The sequence below is a fragment of the Borreliella bissettiae DN127 genome (assembly GCF_000222305.1).
In the GTDB taxonomy this organism is placed as follows: domain Bacteria; phylum Spirochaetota; class Spirochaetia; order Borreliales; family Borreliaceae; genus Borreliella; species Borreliella carolinensis.
In genome coordinates, this window is record NC_015920.1 from 21,954 (window position 1) to 29,448 (window position 7,495).

The window sequence follows — 7,495 nt, forward strand, 5'->3', positions numbered from 1 at the left end:
TACAATCCTTATCTTCTGCTGTATTTTTTGTAACACCCAAATACAATCGGTTCGGTTTTTTCTATGTATCGATTGTAGTAGGTAATTCGATTTTTTAGTATATTTGTTTCTTTAGTTTCATTTTCATCGCCAAACACGGGATCAAAATTTTCAAACATAGGAAATTTGTCATTAGGATAGTATTTGATCACATAAGATTTTACAGTCAAAAGCCAAACATTTAGTGCGGTTGAGTATCTAAAAAGTTCTGCTTCATCGAGCATTAAATTTTCAATATCTTCTTTGTTTGTTAAGGTTGGTTTTTGGGGAAGTGATGGTATTGATTCGCAAGAAAGAAATAGCAACAGTAGCCAAAATATCCCTAAAAAATTAATTTTTGTCTTTAAATTTTTCATTATTTGCTCCCTTGAACTTGATTTTGTAAATCTTTTAACATTTTGCTTGTGACTTCGTCTCTAAGTTTTAAAAGCTTTTTGTATTCGGAAAAATCACCTCCAGAATCTTTGTAAGCTTTATAAGCTTGTATTGAGAGTTCAATTGTATCTTTGAGTCGTTTATCAATTTGTTCAACAGCCGCTTGATCTTCATTGTTTTTTTCGATTTTGTCTTTAATGTAGAGTATGAATTTCAAAAGTGAACTTGTAAATGTCATTCCTTCGTTTACAATATCTAATTTTTCGCTACCAAAAGAACTTTCAAGCCCCTTTAGAAGTGCATTTTTGACGTCTACTGCGTCTAGTAACTCATTAATGTTTTTAATTGCGTTCATTACGCTACCTCCAAATTATTTCTAAATTTTGCACTGTAAAATTCTAGTCTATCCTTTACGCGCTCTAAAATTGCTTTATTTTGAATTTTAAATGCTCTTAAAGACTCCAAGTGTCCGTTTGAAACAGTTTTGGAATTGCCAAGTGAATCCCAAATCACAGTTTTTAGGTCACTGTTTAAAATTACAAAATGGTAAAAATTAGAACTTGTGTCTTTATACTTGCCAATCAAAATATCAGATTCTGATGGGATATAAGAGGTTGGGTGATGTTTTTCTTCGAAGAAAATATCTTCATCAATACCCAAGTTTGCAAATATTGCATTTGGAGAATTAACAAATGCGTTATCACCCCTTAGGCAGCCTTTATTTACAAGGCCTTTGAAAAGTAAATCAATCTCAAAACAATCAAAACATTTTTCAACGCTGTTTTTGATTTCTTTTATCACAAGACTAATAAATAAAATACAAAGAAAATAACATCCAAATTTTGAAATAACTTCATTTTGTTCTTTAAATTGCATTTGCAAAGGCACGACAAGTCTGTGAATTTCAACTTCTTTTACAGGTTCTTTGTAAGAATTTTTGAAATATGCTGCACTTTCGAGTAATTCCGATTTGTATTTCTTTATGAAGTAGTCTTTTAAAAGTTTGTAGAAAAAATTGTAAATGCATAAAAACATTTTGTTATTCATTTACTTTCTCCAAGTTTTCTAAAATTTTTTTCTATTTCTTCTTTTAGAAGTTCTTGTATTTTGATTCGATCTTTTGAGAAAATATTTCTAACTTCCAATATCAAATTTTCTTTATTAACCGCGTTAATAAATTCTGTGGTTCTTTTTAGTTCTTCTTTTAGTTCTTCTTTGATGGAGTTTTTTATTTCTTCGAATTCAGATTTAATCTTGGCATTGTAATAATCTTCGAGTTCTTTAAAGACTTCGTTTTTGGCTTTTAGGACTGAAGTTTTTAGATCAGCCATCACCCCTTTAAAAGCGTATGTGCCAAGCCCAGAGATAGATATTACTAGCATTGCTACAATGCTGCCAATAATATTTATTTGTTTTTTTACTCTTGTCATATAATTCCTTTAATTTTTTAAATTTTTAAAAAAACCATATTTTACTTACTTTTAGAAAAATAAATAAAATATGGTCTAGCTAGACTGGATTAAAAATCCAAGTGTTATCCAACAATGTCAAAACTATCACATCATTAGGTATTTCGTAATTGTATAACGTTTTTGCTAAAAGTCAAAAAGTCAAAAAATTTTTTGACTTTTTAGAGACAAAAAATCCAAATTGATATATACTATGTGTGCATGGAGAGGCTAATTTTTTTAGAAATGAACCTTAAAAAATCTTTTAAAAGGAAATAAAGTTTAAGTCGCACTGCAAGCAGCGCGACTTAAGCCTCGGACACAAAATAAGTTTAAGTGTGTGAGGTTAAAACAATTTCATATGAATACAATATTATTAAATAATGCTAGACTTAGTAAAGTGTTATTACATGAATTGCTTACCAAATTGGTAGCTTTAAACAGTAAAAAAGAACACTGTTCTAACACGATTAAAGTGTCTCAAGTTGAGTCACTGATCAAAAAAATGAGATCAAACCAATACGATAGACTTTTAAAGGTTTATTGGGTGATTGATGTCAAAAATCAAAATTACAAAAACTCTTGTGGGGTTGTTCGTTATTCGGCGTGCGATATTTATAGGCTGGTTGCTGATCTGCTCAAAAAAGATGGCAAAAAGGTTGTTAGTGTGCGCACTGTGCAGCGGGATTTAAAACTGCTTAACGAAATTGGCTTGATTAAAACCAAGTTAAGAAAGTTCGGTAATAAGGACAACAAAGGAAAAGGAAGCATTGCTCATTATATACAAAATGCTGAGCTTGTGGCTTATCATAAGGAAATAATTTGGGAACATCTTGTTCAATTACTTTATGAAAAGCTTGAGAATAAAAAAATAGTTGGTGATTTTGACGAAGACATCAAAAATGCGGTGTTTAATGTTTCTAAGACTGCTAAATTTTATGATGTTGCTAACAATCCATTAAAGTATCTTTCCGATATGTCCAATGGAGCTTCTCATTTTTCTAACAATTTTTCAGATAAGTTTTCTAAACATTCAGAAAGATTATCTGAAAATATTTTTTTGAAATCTTCATGCGACACTGTCTTAACTAATCAGGATGTTGACAGTCGCACCACAATGTCGCACCACTCGCCACCGGCTGTATTTAATAAAGCTAGTATAAGCTATAGTAATTATAAGAATTCAAAGAATTCTTTATATAATTCAAAAATTCAAAAAAACAATATTAATTTTGAAAAAAAAGATATTGAGACTAAATTGATCGAAAGGAATATCCCAAAAGATTTTCTTAGTCGAATAAAAGATCTTAGCAATAATCCTACAACTTACAGAAATGCTCTGTATAATCTGGATAAGGCCTTAGACGAACACAAGGAGAGTAATCTGAAGTATGTGCTTGAACACTTTTTGGATCAGTTTTCTATTTATCGATATAAAGTTTGGATGATGATGAAGCGTAGAGACGGGGTTATTAGCGATTATGAGGTCATTTGGAAGGAAAGGTTTGGAGAGTTTGTTAAGAAAAAAGTTGAGCTTAATGACTATGTGAAAAAAGTGCTTTCAATGGAGGCTAGAGAAAGAGAACAGCGTAGTAGAGAGCGTTTGGAGAGAATCAGTGGTCAATCGCAAGCACAAGTGCAAACGCAAACAGGAGAATTGTCAAATAATCAGGAGCAAGATAGCATAAATACGCCGCCGGAGAGAATTTACTTAGGGGAGAATAGAAATAACATCTATGGAAGAAGTAACATCGTTAAGGATTCCTTGGGCTTTAAGACAATTAAAGGAATTACTCTTGAAAGCCTTGGAATTGATAAAAAAGCAATTTAAGCCTAGGTGGCTTTAGGAGGGAAAATGAGAATAAGAATGAAACATTTAGTAAGAAGGCTTTACTTAAGAAGGGACAAGATTTGGCATGTTTACAGAAGTACCGAAGTTCAAGCTAAAGCTAAAGACAAAAGCATTACTAATTTCCCTAAATTAGAACCAGAAGATTTTGACTATGAGTATATTTACAAGTTCGTTGATGAGTGGATTCAGAAGAAATACAACGATAAATTAGGGTTTACCATCCAGAAGGTAGATGGTCTTGAATATATTTGTAAGGCAAAAAGGTATGCAAGTTTAAAGAAAATATTGGCTAGGATTGTCAAAGACTATAAAGATATATTTCTTGGCAGGTTACAAAAGAATGTTGCTGGTGCACAAGCGGGATCCGGAGGGAGTGGAGGTAAGGGGGGCAAGCCGGCGGGAACAGGAGGATAATATGAGTTCACAAAAATAATAAGGAGGAAAATATTAGCTTTAGAATAGTAAAAAGACCAGTAAAACCCGCAAGTTCTGAAAAGGTTGTTGAAACTGATAAACAGCAGATACCTTTTCAGAATCATTCTTTTTTTAAGAAGGAAATTATTGGCGATAAAACCAATTACCATACAAGGTTGATGAATATTTATAAGGGTTGTCGGGCCTATAAACATAAGTTCTGTGCTTATTTTATAAATACTTTTAGCAAAGAGAGAAGATTCATTATGCTGTACCCCATAAAGGAGGGAGATGCGTTTTTAGGCATATTTTATGGGTACAATAAGGTTAAAAATAATCCATTTTACAGAGATTATACTTCTGTTTGTAGCTTTTCTAAGAAAATATTTAAATCTTTTAACAAATCGTATTTTATTGAATTTAGATTTAAAAAGGGGAGTGTGTTTTTGTATCTCCACACTATAGCTTATTTGCTTAGGGATCGAGATAGCTATAATAGGGAGCAGAAAAAATTACATATGCGTCTGATGGAGTTAGAAAAAGGAGTATTTAAGTTTTATGGTCGAGATTTGAATCCCCAGGGCGAAGGTATTATAACTAAGTGGATAGATAAAATCAATCAGAAAAAGTTGGGCAAAGAGGATAATCCTAGTTTGCTTCGCAGTCTGCTACGTAGTCGACTGCGTAGATAGATTTTGAATTTACAATGTTACTAAAGGGTAAATTATGAAAGTCGCTAGTCTTATAAGGTCAACTTGTGAAAATGAAAATTTAATTTTAAGGAGCGGATTTAGAGATCTTGATGCTATTATACAAGGCTTTGGGGAGTCAAATTTTGTAGTAATTGGAGCACGACCCAGTGTTGGTAAAACGGCTTTTGCCCTTAATATTGCTCACAACATATGTTTAGAACAGAATTTGAGTGTTGGATGGTTTACATATGAAATGACAAGTAAATCTGTTACTCGGAGGCTTTTGTCGATGAATTCAGGCGTAGAATATAATAAGTTGATTGACAACATCAGCTCGCTAAACAAGAGTGAGCTGAAAGCTTACCGTAAATCAGTTTCTGAGGTTAGTAATTTTTCTTTTTGGATTAATAGCGTTTGGGGTACTGGCATACATGAGCTAGAAGATAAAGCTAGACAAATGAAATTGAACCACGATGTAAAAATTATCTTTATCGATTACATTAATTTGATTCCCGTGTCACAGGATAATATTCCTCGTTTTGAGCAAGTTGCATTTTTGAGTCGTAATATACGTTCGCTTGCACTTGAACTTGGAATTCCAATAATAGTTGTATCTCAAGTTTCCAGAAGCGCTGAGGTTGTAGAACCCAGTTTGGCAACTTTGGGAGAATCGGCAGCATTACAATGGCATGCAGACATTGTAATTTTTTTACATCAAGAGAGGGAAAAACGTAAAGGGCGGAATTCTTCTAAAGGTAGTAATACAACTAAAGTAAAAGTGATAGTTGCTAAAAATAGAAACGGTTATATTGGGATTGCCAATTTAGGCTTTACCCCAGAAACCATAAAATTTTCGAATTGAAATTTAGATTTTTTAGATTTGTAGATTTGGGAATATTCTGTTATTTAGCCCTGATTTGTGTTACAATGTATTTAGCAGGTAATTAAATTATGAAATCGGCATTGACAAACAATAATATTACTGAAGAACAAATATATAAAGAATTTCTGCGATTAGGTATGGAACAACTAATAGCTCAAGATTTATCAAAAAGATATTATCACAATGAGCTAACATATAGAGATTTAGAAAATTTAGAAAAACAATTTGGTATAAAGTTTGACAATCTTATTACTAAGATTGATAACGTAGAAAAGAATTTAAATTTAAAAATAGATAATTTAGATACTAAGATTGATACTGTTAAAAGTGAACTTACTACTAAGATTGATAACGTAGAAAAGAATTTAAATTTAAAAATAGATAATTTAGATACTAAGATTGATACTGTTAAAAGTGAACTTACTACTAAGATTGATAACGTAGAAAAGAATTTAAATCTAAAAATAGATAATTTGGATACTAAGATTGATACTGTTAAAAGTGAACTTACTACTAAGATTGATAACGTAGAAAAGAATTTAAATCTAAAAATAGATAATTTGGATACTAAGATTGATACTGTTAAAAGTGAACTTACTGCTAAGATTGATAACGTAGAAAAGAATTTACAAAAAGATATGTTTAATTTGGGACAAATGCTAGAAACAAAGCTGGAAGCCAATAACAAAGTTCTTTTTGAAAAGCTTAAAGTCAGCAACAGAATAGTTATTATTGCAGTAGTAGTTGTGCCCACTGTTATATCTATTCTAACCCCTTTCATTACGTCATTAATTAACAACTATCTAAAATAGAAATTGTAGAGAATTTTTTACCTTAATCAAGAAAAAAAATTTTAGATATAATACGTTTTTGCAATTTACTAGTATTTTTGTAGATTCCTAGATTTTTTAGATTAGAATTGATGTATAGCGTCAGATTATGCAAATTTTTGAAATACCCATTCTCACTCTCATTAAAAAAATTTGAAATTAAATTTGTAATAGTAGATGTAAGCTCATTAGAGCTGTTTCGATAATAATTTAGATTATTTTGATTGAGCTTTAATGGTGCGTACGATTTGATATATTTGAGCTTTTGGTATAAATGTAATATACAAGGTGTTTTAACTAAAAAGAAGTTTTGTGAATGAGAGTTATATCTGATTTCATGTAGTGTTTCTTTTGACCTAGCAATCAAAGAATGAATAATTCTTAGTTGTTTCGTAGTAATTCTAAAATCAAAAATATTTTTTGCTACATAATTAATTTTATCTGCACCAATAGATAGCAGCCTATTTTTATCTAGATTTTCAATACATCTAGAAATTTTATTAGAGCAAATTAGAGAATATGTTTGAATTTGTAAACCGCTGTTCAACGTATAAGAAAGTATATCAGATTTGAAATTGTAAGGAGTTTTGATGTTTTGATTTTTTATATGAGTTAATGGAATTCCGGAAGCCATAATAATTCCAAGCAATTGGTGAGTAATGCTATAAGAATTGATAAGATGCTCACTAATTAGAATGAATTCGTCCGGATTGATTTTGTGATAATTTTTTTTCTTATCAGGCTTGGGTTTAGAAAAAAATTTGAAAAAAAACATATTAATATTATATACTGTTATGGTAAAAAGTCAAAATTTTTTGAGTTTCAACTTTTTGGGTTAAAGTTTACGATTTGTAAATTTTCTTAAGATTTCCGGGTTAAAGTTTGACACTTTTAAATTAAGTTTGTAGTTATTAGGGTTAATCTTCAGAGATAAAATATCTATACTAATTAATAATTATAAT

10 protein-coding genes are annotated in these 7,495 nt (G+C 30.6%); 5 read left to right on the forward strand and 5 right to left on the reverse strand.

Translation table 11 applies throughout. The features are described 5' to 3' along the window. Positions 1-8: 8 nt before the first annotated feature. Genes BBIDN127_RS07115 through BBIDN127_RS07130 form a run of 4 tightly spaced genes read right to left on the reverse strand, consistent with a single transcriptional unit; the run spans position 9 to position 1,844 of the window. Entirely contained in the window at positions 9-395 is a 387-nt protein-coding gene (locus tag BBIDN127_RS07115; RefSeq protein WP_012666273.1) for a BBA14 family lipoprotein, read from the reverse strand. After that, entirely contained in the window at positions 395-769 is a 375-nt protein-coding gene (locus tag BBIDN127_RS07120) for a hypothetical protein (RefSeq protein WP_012666257.1), read from the reverse strand. Before BBIDN127_RS07120 ends, BBIDN127_RS07115 begins: the two co-directional genes overlap by 1 nt. Continuing rightward, complete coding sequence (locus tag BBIDN127_RS07125) at positions 769-1,461, reverse strand: DUF261 family protein (protein WP_012666284.1); 693 nt, start codon at positions 1,459-1,461, stop codon at positions 769-771. The genes BBIDN127_RS07120 and BBIDN127_RS07125 overlap by 1 nt, the downstream gene beginning before the upstream one ends. Further along, on the reverse strand, positions 1,458-1,844 hold the full coding sequence (locus BBIDN127_RS07130) for a hypothetical protein (RefSeq protein ID WP_012666263.1): 387 nt from the start codon (positions 1,842-1,844) through the stop codon (positions 1,458-1,460). The genes BBIDN127_RS07125 and BBIDN127_RS07130 overlap by 4 nt, the downstream gene beginning before the upstream one ends. A gap of 379 nt (positions 1,845-2,223) precedes the next feature. Between BBIDN127_RS07130 and BBIDN127_RS07135 the strand changes: the two genes are divergently transcribed. The 5 genes from BBIDN127_RS07135 (at position 2,224) to bdr (ending at position 6,515) form a co-directional block, all read left to right on the forward strand. Next, positions 2,224-3,693, forward strand: coding sequence for a plasmid maintenance protein (locus BBIDN127_RS07135; RefSeq protein WP_044055063.1), 1,470 nt, complete (start codon positions 2,224-2,226; stop codon positions 3,691-3,693). 24 nt (positions 3,694-3,717) lie between these two features. Next, positions 3,718-4,128, forward strand: coding sequence for a hypothetical protein (locus BBIDN127_RS07140; RefSeq protein WP_012666277.1), 411 nt, complete (start codon positions 3,718-3,720; stop codon positions 4,126-4,128). Between the two features lie 179 nt (positions 4,129-4,307). Next, entirely contained in the window at positions 4,308-4,820 is a 513-nt protein-coding gene (locus BBIDN127_RS07145) for a DUF226 domain-containing protein (protein ID WP_014023260.1), read from the forward strand. 34 nt (positions 4,821-4,854) lie between these two features. Next, entirely contained in the window at positions 4,855-5,682 is an 828-nt protein-coding gene (locus BBIDN127_RS07150; RefSeq protein WP_012666272.1) for a DnaB helicase C-terminal domain-containing protein, read from the forward strand. A gap of 89 nt (positions 5,683-5,771) precedes the next feature. After that, positions 5,772-6,515, forward strand: a complete 744-nt coding sequence (gene bdr, locus BBIDN127_RS07155) for a Bdr family repetitive protein (protein WP_012666278.1) — start codon at positions 5,772-5,774, stop codon at positions 6,513-6,515. Positions 6,516-6,537: 22 nt separating this feature from the next. On the opposite strand, the gene BBIDN127_RS07780 is transcribed toward bdr, so the two are convergent. Beyond that, positions 6,538-7,308, reverse strand: coding sequence for a hypothetical protein (locus BBIDN127_RS07780; RefSeq protein WP_012666267.1), 771 nt, complete (start codon positions 7,306-7,308; stop codon positions 6,538-6,540). Positions 7,309-7,495 lie beyond the last annotated feature (187 nt).